Origin of the sequence: Anaerosphaera multitolerans, assembly GCF_004006535.1 — a bacterium.
GTDB lineage: Bacteria > Bacillota > Clostridia > Tissierellales > Peptoniphilaceae > Anaerosphaera > Anaerosphaera multitolerans.
On sequence record NZ_RLIH01000004.1, the window covers coordinates 142,855 to 163,703 of the forward strand.

17 protein-coding genes, 1 tRNA gene and 1 other RNA gene are annotated in these 20,849 nt (G+C 33.5%); 11 read left to right on the top strand and 8 right to left on the bottom strand.

Annotated elements, in window-relative coordinates; all coding sequences use genetic code 11:
• Nucleotides 1–37 precede the first annotated feature (37 nt).
• Nucleotides 38–1,132 carry a peptidylprolyl isomerase gene (locus tag EF514_RS04345; RefSeq protein ID WP_127724207.1) on the top strand — a complete coding sequence of 365 codons (1,095 nt, stop codon included), beginning with the start codon at nucleotides 38–40 and terminating at the stop codon, nucleotides 1,130–1,132.
• Between the two features lie 511 nt (nucleotides 1,133–1,643).
• Here the strand turns inward: EF514_RS04345 and EF514_RS04350 are convergent.
• On the bottom strand, nucleotides 1,644–2,342 hold the full coding sequence (locus EF514_RS04350; protein WP_127724208.1) for a tyrosine-protein phosphatase: 699 nt from the start codon (nucleotides 2,340–2,342) through the stop codon (nucleotides 1,644–1,646).
• A gap of 318 nt (nucleotides 2,343–2,660) precedes the next feature.
• On the opposite strand from EF514_RS04350, the gene EF514_RS04355 reads away from it, so the two are divergent.
• Entirely contained in the window at nucleotides 2,661–4,325 is a 1,665-nt protein-coding gene (locus EF514_RS04355) for a DEAD/DEAH box helicase (RefSeq protein ID WP_127724209.1), read from the top strand.
• Nucleotides 4,326–4,377: 52 nt separating this feature from the next.
• Here the strand turns inward: EF514_RS04355 and EF514_RS04360 are convergent, their stop codons facing one another.
• The 6 genes from EF514_RS04360 to EF514_RS04385 form a co-directional block, all read right to left on the bottom strand.
• Nucleotides 4,378–5,436, bottom strand: a complete 1,059-nt coding sequence (locus EF514_RS04360) for a lysylphosphatidylglycerol synthase transmembrane domain-containing protein (protein ID WP_127724210.1) — start codon at nucleotides 5,434–5,436, stop codon at nucleotides 4,378–4,380.
• Between the two features lie 38 nt (nucleotides 5,437–5,474).
• Entirely contained in the window at nucleotides 5,475–6,590 is a 1,116-nt protein-coding gene (locus tag EF514_RS04365) for an MGDG synthase family glycosyltransferase (RefSeq protein ID WP_127724211.1), read from the bottom strand.
• Between the two features lie 160 nt (nucleotides 6,591–6,750).
• On the bottom strand, nucleotides 6,751–8,337 hold the full coding sequence (locus tag EF514_RS04370) for a hypothetical protein (protein ID WP_127724212.1): 1,587 nt from the start codon (nucleotides 8,335–8,337) through the stop codon (nucleotides 6,751–6,753).
• 90 nt (nucleotides 8,338–8,427) lie between these two features.
• The gene (locus tag EF514_RS04375) at nucleotides 8,428–8,949 is read right to left on the bottom strand and encodes a nitroreductase family protein (RefSeq protein WP_127724213.1); all 522 of its coding nucleotides are present in this window, start codon (nucleotides 8,947–8,949) and stop codon (nucleotides 8,428–8,430) included.
• 228 nt (nucleotides 8,950–9,177) lie between these two features.
• A complete protein-coding gene (locus EF514_RS04380; protein ID WP_127724214.1) occupies nucleotides 9,178–9,720 on the bottom strand; it encodes an ECF transporter S component in 543 nt (180 codons plus the stop codon).
• Nucleotides 9,721–9,856: 136 nt separating this feature from the next.
• Nucleotides 9,857–10,834 carry a biotin--[acetyl-CoA-carboxylase] ligase gene (locus EF514_RS04385; RefSeq protein ID WP_127724215.1) on the bottom strand — a complete coding sequence of 326 codons (978 nt, stop codon included), beginning with the start codon at nucleotides 10,832–10,834 and terminating at the stop codon, nucleotides 9,857–9,859.
• Nucleotides 10,835–10,957: 123 nt separating this feature from the next.
• Between EF514_RS04385 and EF514_RS04390 the strand changes: the two genes are divergently transcribed.
• From EF514_RS04390 to EF514_RS10775, 6 genes are all read left to right on the top strand, one after another.
• A tRNA-Ser gene (locus tag EF514_RS04390) sits at nucleotides 10,958–11,047 on the top strand.
• Nucleotides 11,048–11,050: 3 nt separating this feature from the next.
• An RNA gene (gene ffs / locus EF514_RS04395) (signal recognition particle sRNA large type) lies at nucleotides 11,051–11,315 on the top strand.
• 1,067 nt (nucleotides 11,316–12,382) lie between these two features.
• Entirely contained in the window at nucleotides 12,383–12,610 is a 228-nt protein-coding gene (locus tag EF514_RS04400; RefSeq protein WP_127724216.1) for a FeoA family protein, read from the top strand.
• Nucleotides 12,611–12,624: 14 nt separating this feature from the next.
• Entirely contained in the window at nucleotides 12,625–12,861 is a 237-nt protein-coding gene (locus EF514_RS04405) for a FeoA family protein (protein WP_127724217.1), read from the top strand.
• A gap of 4 nt (nucleotides 12,862–12,865) precedes the next feature.
• Nucleotides 12,866–15,013, top strand: coding sequence for a ferrous iron transport protein B (gene feoB / locus EF514_RS04410; RefSeq protein ID WP_127724218.1), 2,148 nt, complete (start codon nucleotides 12,866–12,868; stop codon nucleotides 15,011–15,013).
• Between the two features lie 9 nt (nucleotides 15,014–15,022).
• Nucleotides 15,023–15,169: a hypothetical protein gene (locus EF514_RS10775; RefSeq protein ID WP_164845541.1), complete on the top strand. Its 147-nt coding sequence runs from the start codon at nucleotides 15,023–15,025 to the stop codon at nucleotides 15,167–15,169.
• A 122-nt stretch (nucleotides 15,170–15,291) separates the two neighbouring features.
• Here EF514_RS10775 and EF514_RS04415 read toward each other — a convergent pair whose 3' ends face one another.
• Nucleotides 15,292–16,779 carry a hypothetical protein gene (locus EF514_RS04415; RefSeq protein ID WP_127724219.1) on the bottom strand — a complete coding sequence of 496 codons (1,488 nt, stop codon included), beginning with the start codon at nucleotides 16,777–16,779 and terminating at the stop codon, nucleotides 15,292–15,294.
• Nucleotides 16,780–16,959: 180 nt separating this feature from the next.
• Between EF514_RS04415 and gltX the strand changes: the two genes are divergently transcribed.
• From gltX to gap, 3 genes are all read left to right on the top strand, one after another.
• Nucleotides 16,960–18,435: a glutamate--tRNA ligase gene (gltX, locus tag EF514_RS04420; protein ID WP_127724220.1), complete on the top strand. Its 1,476-nt coding sequence runs from the start codon at nucleotides 16,960–16,962 to the stop codon at nucleotides 18,433–18,435.
• 312 nt (nucleotides 18,436–18,747) lie between these two features.
• On the top strand, nucleotides 18,748–19,800 hold the full coding sequence (locus EF514_RS04425) for a sugar-binding transcriptional regulator (protein WP_240649003.1): 1,053 nt from the start codon (nucleotides 18,748–18,750) through the stop codon (nucleotides 19,798–19,800).
• Between the two features lie 4 nt (nucleotides 19,801–19,804).
• On the top strand, nucleotides 19,805–20,821 hold the full coding sequence (gap, locus tag EF514_RS04430) for a type I glyceraldehyde-3-phosphate dehydrogenase (RefSeq protein ID WP_127724221.1): 1,017 nt from the start codon (nucleotides 19,805–19,807) through the stop codon (nucleotides 20,819–20,821).
• Nucleotides 20,822–20,849 lie beyond the last annotated feature (28 nt).

The window sequence follows — 20,849 nt, forward strand, 5'->3', positions numbered from 1 at the left end:
TATAAGTTGATTAAAAAAATACAGAAAGGATGATATTTTGAAAAGTTTTAATAAAAAGCTAGTGGCATTTTTCTCCCTGGGAATTTTGCTGTTTACCACTGCTTGTAATAAGGGACCGGAGGGAATGATTGCATCTGTAAACGGAGTGGACATTCCGGAGGAAAAATTTATAATGAATTATGTATCACAGAGAAATCAAATGGTACTTTATGGTGGTAGTGAGGAGATATTAGAGAAGTCTTCCTTTGACGATCCTTCTAAAAGTATAGATGAATCTTTAAGAGAAACTGCTCTAGAGGATTTGATTCAAATGGAAATCCTAAGACAGGATGCAGAGAGTAAGGGAATAAAAGTTACCAATGAGGAAGTAGATGAAAGATTAAACTCAATTATTGAGCAGTATGAAAACGAAGAGGAATATCTTGCAGCTCTTGATGAATTAAAGATTACACCTGAGTTTTATAGATCTAATATAGAAAACTATATATTAATGGATAAGTATGCTGCTCAAATAGCTGAAGAAGTTGAGGCAACTGATGAAGATGCTCAAAAATACTATGATGAGCATAAATCTGATTTCTTTGTGGCAAAGGCTGCTCATATCTTAGTTGAAGATGAAAAGGAAGCTATAAAGCTGAAAAAAGAAATTGATAAGGGCGCTGACTTTGCAGAACTGGCAAAGGAGAACTCAATAGATCCGGGTAGTGTGGAATCTGGAGGAGATCTGGGAGAGTTTACCAGCGGAACAATGGTTGCGGAATTTGAAAATGCAATTAAAGTTATGAAAGAAGGAGAAGTTTCCGATCCGGTACAAACTGAATACGGATACCACATTATTAGACTTGACAGTAAAAAGGACAACTCTTTTGACAATGTTAAAAATCAAATTTTACAAATAGTTACTCAGGAAAAATTTGGAACCTACATTAATGATGTGGAAAAAGCAGCAGACGTGAAAAGGTATATGAAACCGGCTAGCATAGTAGTTTCAGAAGAATATCTAGTAGCACCGGAACCTGCTCCAACTGAAGAGGCAACCGGAGAAGGTGCACCGGTAAATAACACTCTTCCAACTGAAAATGAAACTGCTGAAACTGGTAATGCTGAAAGTGAAAATACTGCAGAAGAATAAATAAAGTTTAAGACACAGTCGGGCTGTGTCTTTTTTATTCTCAAAAATTCAGGATTAAAAATCAATTAAAATAATTATAATTGCTGTAATATAAAAAATTTACTAAATAAAATTGACATATTTTATATACTTAATAGAATCCGTTTTTAATTTGTAGAGATTTTTAGATTGGAAAGTCTTATTAATAATGGGATAAAATTTAAAAAGCTATTTCAATGTAAATTTATAAAGTATAATGTAAAAAATAAAGCCCTAAAAGGCTTTATTTTTCTATGTTAGTTTATGTAGAAAATAAGGGATGTTAAAATGAGGAAGAGTTGACGGCTAACAAATAATAAATAGAGGTTGTTATTCTATCAACTCTTTAGAAAACGTTACATCTAAATTATAAGAAGTTAGAATAGTAAAGTAAAGTAAATGGGAGTAAACTTTCTGTAAACTAATGTAAAGTTTAATTTATAATCTAAAGAGTGGTAATTACAGGTAGGAGTCCTAAGATAATATAAAATTATTAAAGAACTCCAAAGGAATTTCTAATTATATCCAATTCTTTTTCAACAACGCCTATCTTATTTAAATAACCTAAGGGACCTCCATAATTTACATCTATCCACTTAAGAGTATAGTCCATTGCCTCAGGAGGGGCATAGAATAAAAATCTAAGATGCTCAGGATATTTTTCCAAAACTTCCTTAGAGGGGTATGTCATTGAATAATCTTCAATAATTTTATCGTAGCTGACATTTGCAGCGGATAGTAGGAGCATGGAAAGTATACCCGTTCTGTCCTTTCCCGCAGTACAGTGGTATAATATCCCCTTTCCGTTGGAATGGTCTGCAATTAATTTAAAAATGTTTCTAAACTCAGCCTCCTGCCCTCTTATAAGGGACATATACATTTCATTTAAGGCCGTCTTAGGAGGGGTTCCTTTTAGCATTTCAGCTTGAAAGGCATCTAACATTGGCATCCAATAGTGGTTTTTAACTGTTACCTTATCAGGTTTTTTATCCACTTCAACTCTTGAGCGTAAATCTATTACAGTGTCAATACCTAAAGTTACAAGAGTTTTTTGGCCTTTATCAGTAATGTTGTAGAGAGAACCCGTTCTAAAATAAAAACCGCGCTTTAAAATTTTCCCGTCTCGATTTTCAATTCCTCCAAGGTCTCTGACGTTTCTAACGCCTTCAATTTTAAGAATTCTACTCTTCATTTCAATATCCTTTCCACATATTTTCTTATCTTAATTATAACATAATTGACCTTTGGAATTAATTTTAAGAAATTTCAAAAACCAAAACTTTAATTAAATTTTGAAAACTAAATTATAGTTAATTTAAAAATTTGGAAAGCGTAAATATTAAAATGACAATTATACGAATTTGTGGTATTATAAATACGCAATCGGGATTAATAGAATTAGGTTGAAATAGTAAACTAAGATGCAAAATTCTATGTTTTATAGAGTTTTGCTTTTTCTTTTAAGTGAATATATAAAATTAAGAGTATGAGAAAGAGGTAAAATTAATTAGTGGAAGAACAAAAATTTGAAGAGTTAAATCTCTCACAGGAAGTATTAAATGCCATTTCAGATATGGGCTTTGAAAAATTATCTGCAATTCAAGCGCAGGCAATACCCCATTTAATGAATGGAGAAGATGTAATAGGACAGGCACAAACGGGAACGGGAAAGACGGCTGCCTTTGGAATACCCATAATTGAAAGAGTGGATTCCAGTTTAAATGAAGTGCAATCAATAGTACTTTGTCCAACAAGGGAACTATGTATCCAAGTTTCAGAGGAAATAGCAAAATTGGCTAAGTACAAGGAAAATTTAAGAGTACTGCCCATATATGGAGGACAGTCAATTGACAGACAACTGCGTGCTTTAAAAAAGGGCGTACAAATTGTTATAGGAACACCTGGAAGGGTAATAGATCATATTAGAAGAAGAACTTTAAAAATAGACAATATAAAGATGTTTGTCCTAGATGAAGCGGATGAAATGTTTGATATGGGCTTTAGGGAGGATATTGAATTAATAATAGGCAATACCTCCGATGAAAGACAATCTTTATTTTTCTCCGCAACTATGGATAGGGAAATAATGAATTTTGCTAAAAAATATCAAAAGAATCCCCAAGTTATAAAAGTGGTGAAAAAGGAACTTACAGTACCAAAGGTTACCCAGTTTTACTATGAATTAAGAGGAAGTATAAAGACAGAAGTACTTTCCAGAGTTTTAGATATTTACAATCCAAAATTGACAGTGGTATTTTGTAATACTAAGAAAAAAGTAGATGAGTTAACGGGAGAATTGCAGGGCAGAGGTTATTTTGCCGACGGACTTCACGGTGACTTAAAGCAGGCTCAAAGAGATGTGGTAATGAATAAGTTCAGAAAAGGCACCATTGATATTTTAGTGGCAACAGATGTTGCGGCAAGAGGCATTGACGTAGATGATGTGGACTTGGTGGTAAACTATGATATGCCTCAGGATAATGAATACTACGTTCATAGAATAGGAAGGACTGCCAGAGCCGGAAGAGAGGGAACGGCAATAAGTTTTATTACAGGCAGAGATTTTAATATTCTAAGGGATATTGAAAAATATACGAAGACTGTAATTGAAAGAAGAAGTTTACCTACATTAAAGGACATTGAAACCAAACAGTTTTCAAAAACCGTTGAAAAAATTAGAAATGTTTTGGAAAATGAAAATCTTGAAAAGCAAATTGAAACGGTAAGTCTTTTAGAAAGCGAAGAATATTCTGCAACTCATATTGCAGCTGCAATTTTAAAGTTGTATATGAAGGACAATAGACTGGACGGACATGAGGAGATAGATGCAGTAGATAATAGTAAGAAAGCGCCGGGCGGTAGGAAGACCAGAAGAGATAAGAGGGACGGAGACCAAAGAGGCGACAGAAAGCAGAATAGAACTGTGAAAAATTCCACTAGAATATTTTTAAATGTGGGAAAGAAAAAGGGCGTATCTGCGAAACACATTCTATCAGCTTTATGTAATGATGCGGGTATTTCTGCGAAAGAAGTGGGAAATATAGATGTCTATGATAAGTTTACCTTTGTGGACATTAGTGAAAAATCTGCAGATAAGGTGGTTTCAAAGTTAAACCATAAACATATTAAGGGCTCTAAAGTAACTGTGGAGAGAGCAAATAAAAAAACAAGATAAAATATAAAATAAAACAGACCTCTAGGTCGCTTCAGTGCTTAGAGGTCTGTTTTTATGTTTTTGAAATATTAATGGGAGATTTTCCGGCTGAAAAAAGTTTATATAGAATAAGTGCCAAAAAGCTAATTATAAGCAACAGATAAAAGTTAATTCCTCTCGTCAGCAGTAAAGCTCCGTTAATTAAATTTTTAGGATAAATATCCGCAAAGAGAAGAAGAAATCCCGTTTCATTAACTCCCACCGAACCAGGTAGGGGCATATAGGATGAGGCAATATATATAAGACACTGCATTGAAATTATATCCATAACTGAATACTTGTCTTGTCCTAGGGACAGGTAGACCAAGTAGGAAACTCCAAACATACTAACCATTTGAATACAGGTAGTTAGAAAGGTTTTAAAAAGAGTTAATTTATTCTTTACAATGTACTTGGAAAATATATTATATTCTTCAATTTGAATTTGCAGCGACAATTTTAAGGTTTGTTTTCTTCCCTCCTGTAAAAAGGGCAATTTATTTATTATAAAGCCTAGAAATTTTGCAAAGGATAGAGAGATTTTGGGGTTAAAGATACAAAGCAGTATAAAGGCTATTACACATATGTTAATAATAAGTCCGACAATTACCAGAGATAAAATACCCTTGCTCACATATAAATTTTGACTTAAGTACCACGTTAGACAAAGGACACCCAGAAAAAATGAGGTCAATTGATTTGAAAGCATACTTACAAAGAGAGCCAACGTTGAGCGGGATATTTCCACTCCGTCTTTTTTCATTTCATATATTTGCATAGGTTGACCGCCTGTTGCCGACGGCGTAATTCCACTGAAGAAAAACCCTACAAAGGCATATTTTAAAGTCCTTAAAAAGGTAAATTTATAGTTGAACATATAGAGAAGTCTTTTGGTATTTATTGCATCGCCCACTATAAAGATTAAAGCACATAGGACTCCGAAAAATATATAAATTTTCTTAGCTGAAAAGAGTAAAAGCATTAGAGCTCTTTTATTTTCATTTTTAAATATTATGGAGAAGACCACAGCGGACAAAAAGATTAATATTAATATATTAAATATGAAATTTTTATTTTTACCATAGTTTTTCATAATACCAACTCATTATTTTTAGAATAATATCATTTTTATTATATAACATCGGCAAGATTAATATTATATAAATTTTTTCTCTTTGCTTTTTCAACTATGGTTTTCAATGTATTTTTCAAATTCACATTGGGAAATTCTGTTTTAAGCTGCCTCATATTTTCTCTTATAAAGTTAAGAACTTCTTCAGCTTTTATAAAATCCATTAGTTGATTTGGAATATCTTCTGAATTTTCCCATACTACCTTTCCCAACATATACTCTTCAATAAATTTTCCATTTGCTTTTTCCTGAGCCAAGTAGGGTTTTATAATAAACATTGGAGTTTCACTGTAAATAGCTTCAAATAAAGTTACGCCTCCGGGTTTTGTAAGAATAATATCGGCTTTTTCCATATATTTGTGGACTTCTTTTGTAAAACCTATTATTTCACTTTGAGGATACTTCTTTAAGAGTCTATCATAGCTGTTTTTATTTTTTCCGCTTATAATAGTTACGCAAATGTTAGGTTCTTTTACAAGTCTATCCATTAAGTTTTCAAGTTTCGGAAGTAGTCCAAGACCTCCGCCCATAATTAAAATATTTTTAGTTTTTGCAGAGCCTTCCTTTTTTATATTGAAATTTTTACTTACGGGTACTCCCGTTGTAAATACCCTGGAAGCTTTCACTCCGTATTTTATTAAGTGGTTTTTAATTTCTTTTGAAGGAACTAAATAGTAGTCCGTACCCGGAGCAATCCATTCAATATGAGTACTGATATCGGTAATAGAAGTAACCAAGAGGGAATTTAAATTAGTAGAGCGTTTAAAAGCGGAAATAGTCCTTGCACAAATTGGAATAGTTGAAATAATTATATCGGGGCTATAATCTTCAATTAGCTTATTTAATTTTTTATTAATACTGCTTCCCGGCAGCTTTATATCCATTTCAATTTTTTCTGAAAATTTATAGAGTAAATTATAAATTTCCGGATGATTCTTTACCAGTAGAGAAAATCCGTTATAAATTATTTTTGCTCTTTCACTATAAACATATTCAATTAAATCCACTGTACTTATTTTTATTTCCGAGTCCAAAGTTTTAAGTTCTCTTTCAATGGTATTGGCTACGGAAATATGGCCCATTCCAAATCTTGCTGTTAAAATTAAAATATTCACTGTTATCCTCCTTATTCTCTTATATAGATAATACAGGAGAAATATTAACGAAATCTTTCTTATCTTCTAAAAAAGTTTTAAGAAATTAATAAAAATTCGTTAATCTTATTTGGATATTGCAGATGTGGAATATACAATAGAAAAAGGCACTTAAAGTACCTTAGTCTATTGTTTTAATATTAAATTGTGTTCCCATATTTTCGCCGCTTACTTCTAGAAGATCACCTGCTTTTATAAAAGGCAGCTTATTACTTGTTTGAATTGGAGCAATAAAGACTAAGTCCGTTCCAACTCCCTTAATAAAGTAATGGGTATTGCCGTCAATAGTAACAGGATAAATTTCACTTACTGTTACAGTCATTTCCTCTAATGTGCTTTCGTCTATTTCTCCATCTATAGTTAAACCGAAGGAATCGTAATTTGAAAGAGCTTGTTTAATAGTACTTCCCGTCGCTACATTTTGATAGTTTTGAGCATCTACAAAGGCAAACATCTTAGTTAAATCAGCATTGTCCTTTAGAGACATAAAGTAGGTAGGTCTGTTGTAAAGGTTAATTAAAATCGGGAAAGTGGCCTTGTATCCTTTCTCTTGTACGGCTCCCTGCGCCGATTCCATTACGGAATACTCATCAGCTGAGGAAACGGGATAAAATTTAGTCTCCTTAGTTCTCATATTAATAAGGACGAAGCCTATATTGGAGTTATCCGCCAGTACGGAGGTAATACCTGTATAAAGGTAGATGTCATTTCCAATGGAGAGGTAATTGTATCCGTCAGTGGGCTTAGTTACCCCTCTTTGGCCAAAGTACTGGTTTATAAATCCGTTTTTAAGTCTGCCGTTCCAATTTAACTGTTGAATAACTAAATTAGCTGAATAAACTCTGTCAATCCATTCAGGTACATTATCGGCATCGTACTTTTTAACTTCACCGCTTACTGCATCAACTACTATAAGAGCATTTACATCCATACCTCCTATAAGTCCGATTGTGGGTTTTAAAGTTGAAGCAACCCAGTAAGGATGACCTTCGTCGTCAACTTCAAAGTTGATTTCATCTATTATTGCAGTTGGATGTTTAAATCTAATATGTCTTTTAATGTCTCTGGAAAATTTATCGGTAAAGGAATATTTAATGGGTTTTTCCAATTTAACCAAGTCCACTTCTTGGCTTGCCATATCTACTGAGATATAGTAGGGTATTCCGTTTCTGCTGTTTTTAAACCATTTTATAATGTCGGAATAAACTAGGGGAGTAACTCTTTCGGGTTTCCCATCTACAGTTATTTGACTGTAAGTTGAATCAATGTCATACTGGGAGACCAAGTCGCCCATTTCTCCCATCTTTCGGGAGCCCAATTTAAGCGCTGTAGATCTGTCTACAACAGGTAATTTATTAAAGTCCACCTGCTCAACGTCTTCGCTGAAAATACCGTCCTCCCTTTCAATTAAGGCTGCATATTTTTTAGCGTGAAAAGGAATACTGGAGATTATCTGCATAATAAAGAAAATAGCCCAAACGGAAACTAAAAACTTAATTAGCAGCTTAGTTACCTTAATAAATTTATCCTTGTTAAAAATAGAAAACAAAAGATAAAAAATGACTGTAAAAATAGAAAGATAGGCATAGAAATCGAAAGAAAAAATATTTATTGGCGGCAGTACCACATAGAAAATAATAAAGTTAATAATCAGTCCTGCCGCAAGGGGAATTAAAAAACTGTTCTTATTAAATAATTTGGTTTTCAAATAATTACTCCTTTCCTTAGTATTCTTATATATTACTATATTACCATATAGCTATTTTGCTATAAATAAAAAGATCAGAATAATCTGATCTTAAAATTTTTCATAATGAACTTTAGATGATACGTCAAACTCCTGTCTTTTTCTAACTCTCTCATTACCATATCCTATTGGCATTACACATAGTGTATTGAAGTTTTTAGGGATGTCAAAAAGTTCCCTTAAGTAACTTTGAATCTCAACGCCTTGATTGGTTTCACCCTCTTTTAAGTTTACCCATCCAGTGCTAAGACCTTCTTCCTGAGCAAGAAGTTGTAAGTAACTTGCCACTATGGAACATTCTTCAACCCAAGTTTTTTTAGATATATCAGTATCGGCCATAACTAAAATAACTTGAGGGACATCTGCTAAAAACCTGGTGCTGAAAGTTTCAATCTCAGATAGTTTTTTTAATTTTTCTTTATCTTCAACTACTAAAAATTGCACAGGTCTTGCATTTCCATAGGAAGGTCCCATTAAGGCAAATTGTAGTAATTCTTCTAAAATTTCTTTTTCCACCGGCTTATCTTCATATTTTCTAATTGTTCTTCTGTTTTTTATTATTTCTTTAAGCATGTCTTCACCTCAACTTATATATACCACATTGCTGAGTAAAATCCATATAAATTTTAAAAATATTAGCAATTTAGTCAGATAAATAAATAGCGGAAAAACGTTGCAAAATAATTTAAAACATGGTAATATATCTCTTGTAGATATTTCACATTAGTGAAAATTCTTCAATCATCTTTTTTCTTCCCAGCTATACATAAAAAGAACGCTTAGTAAGCGTTCTTTTTTGTTTTAAAAACCAATGTAGTGAAAGGATTTAGAGTTTAATATTTTATCTGCTAAAAAAGTTGCAAATAATTTATCTAAAAAATCCGTTGCGAACTGCGTTATAAAAACTGCAGGTACTAAGTGGATTCCCATAGCTCTTAAAAGCTGTACAATATATGCGGAACCTGAACTTGTAACACCGTTAAATACACTTGCAACTAAAACAGCTCCAATAAGAGAAATGGGTATTGAAATAATAAAGACTTTAATTATTTTAGCTCTTAAGGGTTTTTGCAAAATGCTTCTGGAATGTCCCATAAGGATTCCCAAAAGAATTTGAACTGGTATAAAGTAGAAAGAGTAGATGTCAAAAATCATACCGCTTAAAGCGGAACTTAAAGCTCCGGTTAAAGCTCCGGCATAGGGGCCATATAATAAACTTATGAATACAGTTCCAATACTGTCAAGATAAATAGGAAGTTTAAGAGAAAAAGCAATTAAACTTCCCACAATATTTATTGCAACACAAAAAGAAATAAAAGTAAGTTTTTTTGTATTTATTTTCATTTTTAAAATTTCCTCCTTAAAGTAAGGAGAACAGCAAAGTATAGTTTAGTTTTTTATACTTGGAGTTCTCGAACAAGTACCACATAGGTGGATTTAGAGAAACTTAATTTTAACATCAATAGAATTAAATTTCAAATTATTTTGCCTTTACAGAAACTTCTCCGCTGGATAGGGTTACTATTTCTCCATCTTCCATTTTAACTATTAAATTCCCTGAATCGTTGATATCAATAGCTAGGGCTTCATAATTTTTTGAATTTCTTTCAAAGGTTACGATTTTCCCCAGAAGAAAAGAATGATCCTTATATATTTTTAAAATTTCAGCTTCCTCCATTTTATAAAAGGCCTTGTGAAATTGAACTATTATCTCTGCAATTAATTCATTTCTAAGTAAATTTTTTTCGTTTAAAGATCCTGCCACCAGTCTAACATTCTCATCTAAAGAGGAAATGTCCGTTGTGAAATTAATACCTATACCTACAATAATGGATTTTATCTGTCTTGATTCAAAGTCGGAATCGGCTTCAGATAGTATACCGCAAATTTTCTTTCCCTTTAAAAAAATATCATTAACCCATTTTATTTCTGGATTTTGATTGGTTTTATTTTTTATTGCATTTACAACTGCCACCGCTGCTCTAATAGTTACAAGATCAAAGGAACTTAGATTAAAATCACTGTCAGGAAATAGGACGAAGGACATATAAATTCCCGTACCCTTTGGTGATGAAAAGTTTTTACCCCTTCTGCCTCTTCCTTCAGTCTGCTCATCGGCAACTAGGACTGTGAAATTTTTAAGGTCCTCAGTATATAGAAGTCTTTTGGCTTCAGTGTTAGTGGAGTCAATAGAATCGTAGTAGAGTATGTCAATATCCTTTAGATTAGTAGTTAAATTGTGAACTATTCCGAAAGTTGAAATCTTGTCGTTTTTTTCATCAAGTTTATAGCCCTTATTAGTGGAACTTTTTATAATATATCCCTCTTCTTTTAGCGAATTGACACCTTTCCAAATGGCAGTTCTGGAAAGGGAAAGTTCATTTGCCAGCTCTTCACCGGAAATATATTTATCTCTGTTTTCTTCAAGTTTTTTTAAAATAATATCTTTGGTTTTCATTAGCTTCACTCCTGTTATAAATTTTACTATAGAATTTTAAAAAGGTAAACCTGCTAGGGTACTAGGGTAGATAATAAGAATATTGACAAAGTGGTTCAAGTAAGTTAAAATTTATTATTACGTGGAGAGATGTCCGAGAGGTTGAAGGAGCCCGCCTGGAAAGCGCGTAAACGGGAAACTGTTTCGGGGGTTCGAATCCCCCTCTCTCCGCCATTGCCATGATAGACGGGGAATTAGCGATGCCTTGTAACCTGCAATTCGCTACAGCAGGGTTGAATTCCCACCTAAGGGCTGAAATTGTGTAGCCTGCCCCAAGTGTGTGGCGTTGAGGATTGGGTCCTGCGCAACGTATGCTCGTGAACCGTGTCAGGTCCTGACGGAAGCAGCACTAAGCGAGATTTTACGTGTGCCGCAGGGGTGCCTGGTCTGAGTTAACTACTTGGGTACCGTATGGAATTTCATTTCGAAGGTGGGTTCATGGCTACATATGTAGAGAAAGTTTTAAAGCTTTCTCTTTTTTTATTGTCATATATTTTGGACAAAACATTTTAAATAAAACTACCAATTCTAAAACATATTCAATATAAATTACAGTGGAATATTATTAATAATCATTAAAAATAAAAGTCATTCACATAGAAATATTAAATTTTAAAAATACATTGCAAATAAAACGGCCCAAGCGTTTAAGGGTGTAATGGGAGGGAGTGTGAGGTAGGGCATGAGGGAAAATCGCAATTCCCTTCGCCTCCCTCAAGATAAAATATACCTAACATATCTTTAAAAGCATCAATAGATAGAAAACCGAAGAAAAAAATATAAAAGACATTTCAATTAGTAGATTAAAAATCTAAAATTGAAAATTTTAATATAAAATAAAATTCATAATAAATTACAGTGAAAATATTATTAATAATCATTAAAAAATAAAAGCCATTCACATAGAAATATTAAATTTTAAAAATACATTGCAAATAAAACAGCCCAAGCGTTTAAGGGTGTAATGGGAGGGAGTGTGAGGGAGGGCATGAGGGAAAATCGCAATTCCCTTCGCCTCCCTCAAGATAAAATATATCTAACATATCTTTAAAATCATCAATAGATAGAAAACCGAAGAAAAAAATATAAAAGACATTTAATACCAGATTAAAAATTTAAAATTGAAAATTTTAATATAAAATTCATAATAAATTACAGTAGAAATATTATTAATAATCATTAAAAAATAAAAGCCATTCACATAGAAATGTTAAATTTTTAAAATCTTTAAAATTATAAATCACCAATTATAAATAATCATTAAAACTTAAAAATCACATTAAATTTTAAAGAAATATTCTTAAAATACTAAGAAAATACATTAAAAATTTCAAAAAAATTGTAAAAATAATTATTTACTTATTTTTTCTAAATAACCATTCCCAAATTGAAGAAAGTGTATTATAATGAATATAGAAATCAATAACAATTATCATTTGCAGTTGGTATTGATAATAAAACTTTGTAACAAAGCTTTAAAATAAATATACTTTGAATGGAGTGAAGGAAATGCTTAATCTTTTAATGGTACCAAAGGATAGAGAATTTCAAATTGTAAAAATTAGAGAAAAAAAATGTAAAATGGATAATTGCGATAGACACTTAACAAATCTTGGTTTTGTAGAAGGCGCAAAGGTTTCAGTTGTTAATGAATGCAACGGAAATTTAATAGTAAAGGTTAAAGACTCAAGAGTAGCTATTGGAAATGATATAGCAAAAGCAATAGTAGTGAAATAACCTGGGAGGTTTAGATGGTTTTACGCGATGTTGAAGTTGGAAAATATTATAAAGTTTTAAAAATAGGCGGGAAAGGCCCTTTAAAAAGAAGAATTATGGATATGGGAATAACCAAGGGCGTTGAAATTTACATAAGAAAAGTGGCTCCCCTTGGTGATCCTGTTCAAATAAATGTGAGAAATTATGAACTTAGCATTAGAAGAGATGATGCTGAGTTAATTGAAGTGGAAGAAATAGTTAGGGAGGATTAAAAAATTGGGTATTACGATAGCTTTAGCCGGAAATCCCAACAGTGGAAAGACTACTTTGTTTAACGCCTTAACTGGTTCTTATCAATATGTAGGAAATTGGCCCGGAGTAACAGTTGAAAAAAAGACGGGGGAATACAGCAAAAATAGAGATATAAAAATTACAGACTTACCGGGAACTTATTCTCTTTCTCCTTACACTTTGGAGGAAGTGGTTTCTCGTGATTACTTATTAAAAGAACGTCCTGATGTAATTATTGACGTTGTAGATGCCACAAATATTGAAAGAAACCTGTACTTGGCGACACAACTTTCGGAAATAGGAATTCCGTTAGTCCTTGCTTTTAATATGATGGACGTTGTGAGAAAGAACAAAGACTCTATTGACTCAAAGAAAATAGAGGAACTTTTAAATTGCAGGGTTGTTGAAATTTCGGCAATTAGAAATGAAAATCTGGATAAATTAATAGACGTTGCAGTTGAAGAGGCAAATTCTAAAAAGAAAATTATTGAAATTAAGGCCTTTTCACCTGAGGTGGAAAAATATATTTCGGAAATTGAAGATTTACTTACTTTAGATGAAGATATTCCTAAGAGATGGGTTGCTATTAAACTTTTTGAAAGTGATTCTAAGATTATGGAAGATGCGAATTTAAGTGAAGATCTTGAAAATAAAGTAAGTGCAATTATTGAAAGAGCAGAAGAAGAATTTGACGATGACGGTGAGGGAATTATTACTGACGAAAGATATAATTTTGTAACTGACATTGTAAGTAAGACGGTTAAAAAAGGAAGAGAGGGTTTAACGTCTTCCGATAAGGCGGATAAAATCTTAACAAATAGATTTTTGTCTCTGCCAATATTTGTAGTGATAATGGCGGCGATATATTATATTTCCATGACCATTGTAGGCGGACCTGTTACTGATTGGGTAAATGATGTTTTCTTTGGCGAAATAGTAGCGGGAAATTTTATGGGCTTTCTTGAGGGCCTGGGAGTTGCCGATTGGATGGTTTCTTTAATTGGCGACGGAGTTATAGGAGGAGTTGGAGCTGTACTTGGATTTTTACCTATCATAGCAGTGTTGTTTTTCTTTATAGCAATATTGGAAGATGTAGGTTATATGTCAAGGATAGCTTTTATATTGGATAAATTATTCAGAAGGTTCGGTCTTAGCGGAAAGAGTTTTATTCCGATATTGGTTGGAACAGGATGTTCCGTACCCGGAATTGTAGGAACTAGAACTATAGAAAATGACAACGACAGACGTATGACAATAGTCGTAGCCTCCTTTATGCCCTGTGGCGCTAAAACCGATATAATTGCCTTATTTGCAGCTTTCCTTGGAGGAGCTTGGTGGTATGCGCCGATTTGGTACTTCGGAGGAATTGCAGCTGTTGCTATAACGGGAATTATGCTTAAAAAGACCAAGAGATTTCATGGGGATCCCGCACCTTTTGTAATGGAACTTCCCGAATATCACTTGCCTAATATGAGAAGTGTCTTTAAGGCCACGTGGAATAGATGTAAGTCTTTTATTGTAAAGGCGGGAACTATAATCCTCCTATGTACAGTGGCGATTTGGGTATTGCAACACATTTCTGTAGACGGTCACTTTATGGACTTTGATGAAAATGTAACGGATTCACTTCTTGCCTTTGTAGGGAAAAAATTGCAGTGGATATTTGCTCCTCTTGGTTTTGGAGACTGGATAGCAACTATTGCCACCATACTTGGACTTATTGCCAAGGAAGTAGTGGTGGGAACTTATGGGGTAGTAATGGGGATAGCAGATGCAGAAGCTGGAGACCCAAGTCTTTCACAGTTTATAGCATCTAACTTCTCAACAGTTTCAGCTGTCAGTTTTATGTTCTTCAATCAACTTACAGTACCTTGCTTTGCAGCAATGGGAGCTATAAGAGAAGAAATGAATGACAAGAGGTGGACTGCTTTCGCCATAGGTTACCAAATAGTGTTTTCATATACAGTTGCTCTTATGATATATCAATTTGGAAGAGTACTAGTACTTGGACAAAGCTTTAATATTTGGACAGGTGTAGCAGTAGTAATACTGTGTATATACTTATACTTTATATTTAGACCTAATAGATATAAGGATATCCACACAACTGTTCAAAGATCCGTTACGGAATAGGAGAAGAAAATGAATATACAAACAGCTTTAATCCTGATTTTGCTCTTAGTGGTAATATACTTTGCAGTAAGACATGTTAGAAAAACTAAGGGCTGTGATTGCGGATGTGGAATAGATGATAGCCATTGTGGAGGATGTTCCGGCTGTCATCATTAAAAAACGGGTGGTTACAAGTGACCACCCGTTTTTGTTTTATATTATAGCAGTAACTAAAGTTTTTATTTTCTAAAAACAATCATAATATATTGTTTGAATTTTATAGAATTAGCTATCTATTATTAATTTAATTTGCTAGATACGATTTTTTTGGAGTTTAAATTAAAGTAGTACAGTGTATCGTCTTTAATTGACAGGCTATTGATATCTGTAATATCAGCTGATTTATATACAATGTTTCCTTCTTTATCTATTACCATTAACCTATACTTATTTTCAGGTTTTTCCATAAAAGTTGCAACAAGAAAGTCGTTTAAGATTTCAAAGTTACCCATCTCCGCTCTTTCGTTTAGGGGCTTGCCGTCAACAGATAGGGAATAGTTGGTTTCGGCACTTCTCAAAAAAATATGACCGTTTAAAACTCTAAACTCCCAACCATCTGATAGGTTGCTATAGCTTTGGATTTCTTTGGTCTCATTTGTCTCTAAGTTGTATTGGTAGATTGTATATTTACCCTTATTATTTTTTACATAGTACATATTACTGCCGTCCCATTGTACGTAACTGAAAACATCGTCTCCCAATTCACTTAAGAGTTTTAAATTATCTTTTTCATCTAAGGAGTAGAGTGCTTTTTTTGTTCCTCTTGATTTATCTGTAAGTATCATAAATAGAGAATTGTTATATTCATAAAAATCACTTAAATTATAATCTTTAATATTTATATTTCTTGATTTATCTTCGGTTTTTATAGAAAATCCATTTTGTAAATAAGAGATTAAATATTCTTTTCCATTTTTATAATGCACTTCAATATTATTGGAATCATGAACTTTGTATACTTCTCCATCCTTTAAAGTGGCATGATAATAAGGACCTTTTGCTGAACTGGCATCAGGTCTATAGGAAAGGTAAGTAATGCCTCCTGTGGAAGTAAGGGAAAGACCTTTATATTTATCAGTTAAGGAAAAAATTTCCTTAGGTTTTTCTTTGGAATTAATCTTTCCTGAATATACTTTATTGGCCTCTGCAAAATAATAATAAGGTGCATCGATTGCAACATTGTCGGAATTAATTACAGTTTCAGATGTAGAAGTGCCTTTGCTTGACCTTATAACCAATCCGCTATTGGCATCAAAGTTATATTCCCAACCGAACTCTTCAACGGCATACTTCCAAGTAAGTGGAAAATAAGTTACATCTCTAAAACTAAGAAGTGGATATTCTTCTTTGGAGTTGTCAATAACCTTTCCGTTAATAGTGATTGGAAAATTTGGAATAGTAGCGCTTTGAATATTGCCGTTAAGGGTATCTGTAATTGGAACATAGGAGCCGTCAATGTCCGACTTTTCAATAAAGAGTCCTTGGTCATCTCCCTTCCACTGGGTTTCAACTCCAAGTAATCTCATATCATAGTAGGTCATTGGAAAATAAGTAATGTCCTTATAGACAATTAGAGGATATTTGGCGTTTTTTGTATTTATAAGATTGTCATTAATTGTGATATTAAATTTAGGAAGACTTACTCTTATGTTTTTAGCTTCCGCTTTTATAGATACCATTGAAGTAAAAATACACAGTGAAGCTAAAAGTACATATTTCTTTTTCATAAAATCCCTCCTTTGCTTTTATTCTATCACTAAGAATTAAAATAAAAAATATATTTTAGATAATTGCTAGAGGCGGTTATGAGATTTAATATTATTTTACAATTATCACAAACTTATATATAATTATAATGTTATAATCGTGTTAATAATGAAATTGGTTAATAGATTAGGGGGATTAAAATGTCGGAAGTTAGAGTTAGATTTGCTCCAAGTCCAACTGGATATTTGCATATAGGAGGTCTTAGGACTGCTCTTTACAATTATCTCTATGCTAGAAAACATGGAGGAAAATTTATTTTAAGAATTGAAGATACTGATAGGACAAGATTTGTGGAGGGGGCAATTGAAAACCTTATAAATTCGCTTCAATGGTCTGGAATTGACTATGATGAAGGTGTATTTGTGGAGAATGGGGAAATTGTTCAAAAGGGAGAAGCAGGTCCTTATATCCAGTCAGAAAGACTTGAAATATATCAAAAGTACGTAGATGAACTAATTGAAAAGGGAGAGGCTTACTATTGCTTCTGTACTAAGGAAAGACTTGACAGAGTAAGGGAAGAACAGAGAATTAAGGGACAAGTTCCTAAGTATGACGGTTTTTGTAGGGGGATTTCCTTGGAAGAGGCGAAGAAAAGAGTTGCTGCAGGCGAAGAGCACGTAGTAAGATTAAAGCTTCCAAAGAACAGAGATATTACTTTTATGGACGCAGTAAGAGGTAAGGTAACTATTAATTCCGATGAGATGGACGATCAGGTTCTCTTAAAGTCTGATGGATATCCTACCTATCACTTAGCAGTAGTTGTAGATGATCATTTAATGGAAATTACGCATGTGGTAAGAGGGGAGGAATGGATGCCTTCAACTCCTAAACACGTTTATTTATTTGAAGCTCTCGGATGGGAGGCCCCGGAGTTTGTCCACCTTCCAACAGTACTGAATAAGGATAGGAAAAAACTTTCAAAGAGACAGGGAGACGTATCTGTAGAGGATTTCAGAAACAGGGGTTATCTTCCTGAAGGACTTGTAAATTATCTTGCTTTAGTGGGATGGAGTCCCGAAGACGGCGAAGAAATTATGACTATGGAAGAGATGATTGAAAAATTTACCTTTGAAAGAGTTGGAAAGTCCGGTGGAATTTTTGATAAAGAGAAATTAAACTGGGTTAACTCCCATTATATTAAGGAGTATCCTCTTGATGCCATTGCGGAACTTTCAATGCCTTTTGTAGTGGATGCGGGTCTTATGACTGAAGAGGAAATAAATAATAATTATGACTGGTACTTGCTTTTAATAGATACGGTGAGGGAGAGTTTAGATGTACTTGAAGAAGTTCCTGAAAAAGTATCCTTCCTATTTGGAGATTTGGCAATTACTGAAGAAGATGCCTTAGCAGAACTTAAAGGCGAACAAGTCCCATCGTTGATAGAGGCTTTTAAGGAAGAGTTAAATGAAACTGATACAGTGGATATGGATTTTGCAGGCGGAGTTATGAAAAAGATTCAAAAGAAGACAGGTGTAAAGGGTAAAAATTTATTTATGCCTGTAAGAGCGGCAATATCGGGAAATATCCACGGACCGGAACTTAAAAATATAATCTGTTTACTAGGCAAGGAAAATCTATTAAAGAGATTAGATGAGGTTAAGAAATATATGTAGGATTAGGGGGAGAAATCTCCCTTTTTTATTTGTTTTTTTAACTTTAGTCATGGAGTTTTAATGTGGGTTGTTTTGAGTGAGTATTAATGTTTTGAAATTGTTATGCTCTTCTTTTGTTATGTTGAGGGAGGGTGAAGGGAATTGCGATTTTCCTTTATGTCTTTTTTCAAACTTCCAGCGCTTATAGTTTTTAGACGCTTGAATTTTTAACGGGACAATAACCTTAATATTTATTTGATAAAAAATAAGGCTTATGATATATTTATTATGTAATCTGTATTATTTTTTGCAGAGAGTGGGAACAAAAACTATTTGGCTGGACAAATTTGTACCGGTGGTGATAATGTGAATGTGGATTTGCTAAGTTCTTTTATACCTGAGTTTAAAGATATATTTATGAGAAGGTACGGTATACTTCAAACTCTTGCTCAAGAGGGAACTGTGGGAAGAAGAACTATCTCATTAAAACTCAATCTTTCAGAGCGGGTTATAAGAGATGAGGTAAATAAATTAAAAATTATGAATCTGGTTTTAGTATCTTCAGCGGGGGTTACTATTACTGACGAGGGAAGAACTATATTAAAAAGTTTTTCAGACCTTTATAGAGAGTTTAACAATTTGACGGAATTGGGAAATAGGATTAGTGATATCTTAAAGGTTAAAGAGGTTATAGTTGTAAAAGGTGATGTATCTAAAGAGGATTATGTCTTTAACAATTTGGGTTCCGCCACTTCAAAGATAATTGACCGTATATTACAGGACGGCGATAAAATTGGAGTTACCGGAGGAAGGACACTTTCCGCCATTGCTGAAGAAATGGACTTAAGTGTTAAAAGAGAAAATCTCACTGTCATTCCTGCAAGAGGTTCTTTAGGTAGAAGTGCAGGATACCAGTCAAATTCCATTGCATCAAAGCTTGCGCAAAAGTTAAATGCCGAATATCAAATACTTCCGGTTCCCGATACTGCTTCTGTTGAGGCTATGAAGATGTTAATGGATAATCAGGAAGTAAAGGAAGCTTATGAGAAGTTAAAAAATTTAGATATTTTAATTTTTGGAATGGGTAGAGCGGATGTTATGACAAATAGAAGAGGTACTACAGAGGATTTAAGGGAAAAAATATTAAGTGATGGTGGAGTAGGTGAGGCCTTTGGTCATTATTTTGATATAGAGGGCAGAGAAGTTTACCATTCACAAAGTGTGGGAATAACCTTATCGGAGTTTTTAAAGATTCCAAATACTATTGGAGTTGCAGGGGGAGAGGAAAAGGCCGAGGCCATAATCAGTATTTCCACTTTGCGTCCCGATATGGTTTTAGTAATAGATGAGAGTGCAGCAAATAAAATTGTTGATATTAGGAGGTAGAAAAATGTCAGTTAAAGTTGCTATTATGGGTTTTGGTAGAATTGGAAGAGATGTTTTAAGAGGATGGTCACTTAGAGATAATCCGGGATTTGAAATTGCTTATATTGCCGATTTAAAAGCAACTGGGCATATAGCAGATCATGCCCATCTTTTTAAATACGATTCAATTTACAGAACTTATCCGGGAACTGTTGAAGTAGTTGAGGATGGTTTTGTAATTAATGGAAAGAAAATCACTGTAATTGACGGAAAGGCTCTGGAGGAAATGGAGTGGGGCAAACTTGGCGTAGATGTAGTAATAGAGTCAACAGGAGCTTTTACTCAAAGAGAAAAGGCTGAAGGACATATTAAAGCCGGAGCAAAGAAGGTAATTATTACAGCGCCTGCAAAGGGTGAGGATATTACCATAGTAATGGGTGTAAACGACGACAAGTATGACAATGCAGTTCATAATATTATTTCAAATGCATCTTGTACTACTAACTGTCTTGCTCCGGTAACTAAAGTTATTCTTGAAAACTTCGGTATTGAAAGAGGACTTATGAATACTATTCACGCCTATACAAATGATCAAAAAATTCATGATGCAATGCATAAGGATATGAGACGTGCAAGAATGGGAGCGGAAAACATAATTCCTACAACTACAGGGGCTGCACAGGCGGTGGCGAAAGTAATTCCGGAAGTTGAGGGAATTTTAACAGGTTTTGCTCTTAGAGTACCTGTTCCAACCGGCTCAATAGTGGACGTTACTTTTGAAATTTCCAAGGAAGCTACTAAGGAAGAAATAAATGCGGCTCTTAAAAAGGCGGCGGAAAATCAATTAAAGGGAGTTTTAGAATACACTGAGGATCAAATAGTTTCAAGTGATATAATTCAAAACCCTCATTCTTCCATATTTGATGCAAGCTTAACCTTAGTACAGGATAAACTTATAAAATGTGTATCTTGGTACGATAATGAATGGGGATATTCTCAAAGAGTTGTTGATTTAACATCTAAAGTTGCCGGATTGCTATAAAAATTAAGCGAAGACTCTTTGGAGTTTT

What these genes read in the sequence shown, in the direction of transcription:
- EF514_RS04350 (WP_127724208.1), bottom strand. Translation starts at nt 2,342, where the DNA reads ATGAAGAGTAGAATTCTTAAAATTGAAGGCGTTAGAAACGTCAGAGAC.
- EF514_RS04360 (WP_127724210.1), bottom strand. Translation starts at nt 5,436, where the DNA reads ATGAAAAACTATGGTAAAAATAAAAATTTCATATTTAATATATTAATA.
- EF514_RS04375 (WP_127724213.1), bottom strand. Translation starts at nt 8,949, where the DNA reads ATGCTTAAAGAAATAATAAAAAACAGAAGAACAATTAGAAAATATGAA.
- EF514_RS04380 (WP_127724214.1), bottom strand. Translation starts at nt 9,720, where the DNA reads ATGAAAATAAATACAAAAAAACTTACTTTTATTTCTTTTTGTGTTGCA.
- EF514_RS04385 (WP_127724215.1), bottom strand. Translation starts at nt 10,834, where the DNA reads ATGAAAACCAAAGATATTATTTTAAAAAAACTTGAAGAAAACAGAGAT.
- EF514_RS04400 (WP_127724216.1), top strand. Translation starts at nt 12,383, where the DNA reads ATGCTTAATCTTTTAATGGTACCAAAGGATAGAGAATTTCAAATTGTA.
- EF514_RS04405 (WP_127724217.1), top strand. Translation starts at nt 12,625, where the DNA reads ATGGTTTTACGCGATGTTGAAGTTGGAAAATATTATAAAGTTTTAAAA.
- EF514_RS10775 (WP_164845541.1), top strand. Translation starts at nt 15,023, where the DNA reads ATGAATATACAAACAGCTTTAATCCTGATTTTGCTCTTAGTGGTAATA.
- EF514_RS04415 (WP_127724219.1), bottom strand. Translation starts at nt 16,779, where the DNA reads ATGAAAAAGAAATATGTACTTTTAGCTTCACTGTGTATTTTTACTTCA.
- gltX (WP_127724220.1), top strand. Translation starts at nt 16,960, where the DNA reads ATGTCGGAAGTTAGAGTTAGATTTGCTCCAAGTCCAACTGGATATTTG.
- gap (WP_127724221.1), top strand. Translation starts at nt 19,805, where the DNA reads ATGTCAGTTAAAGTTGCTATTATGGGTTTTGGTAGAATTGGAAGAGAT.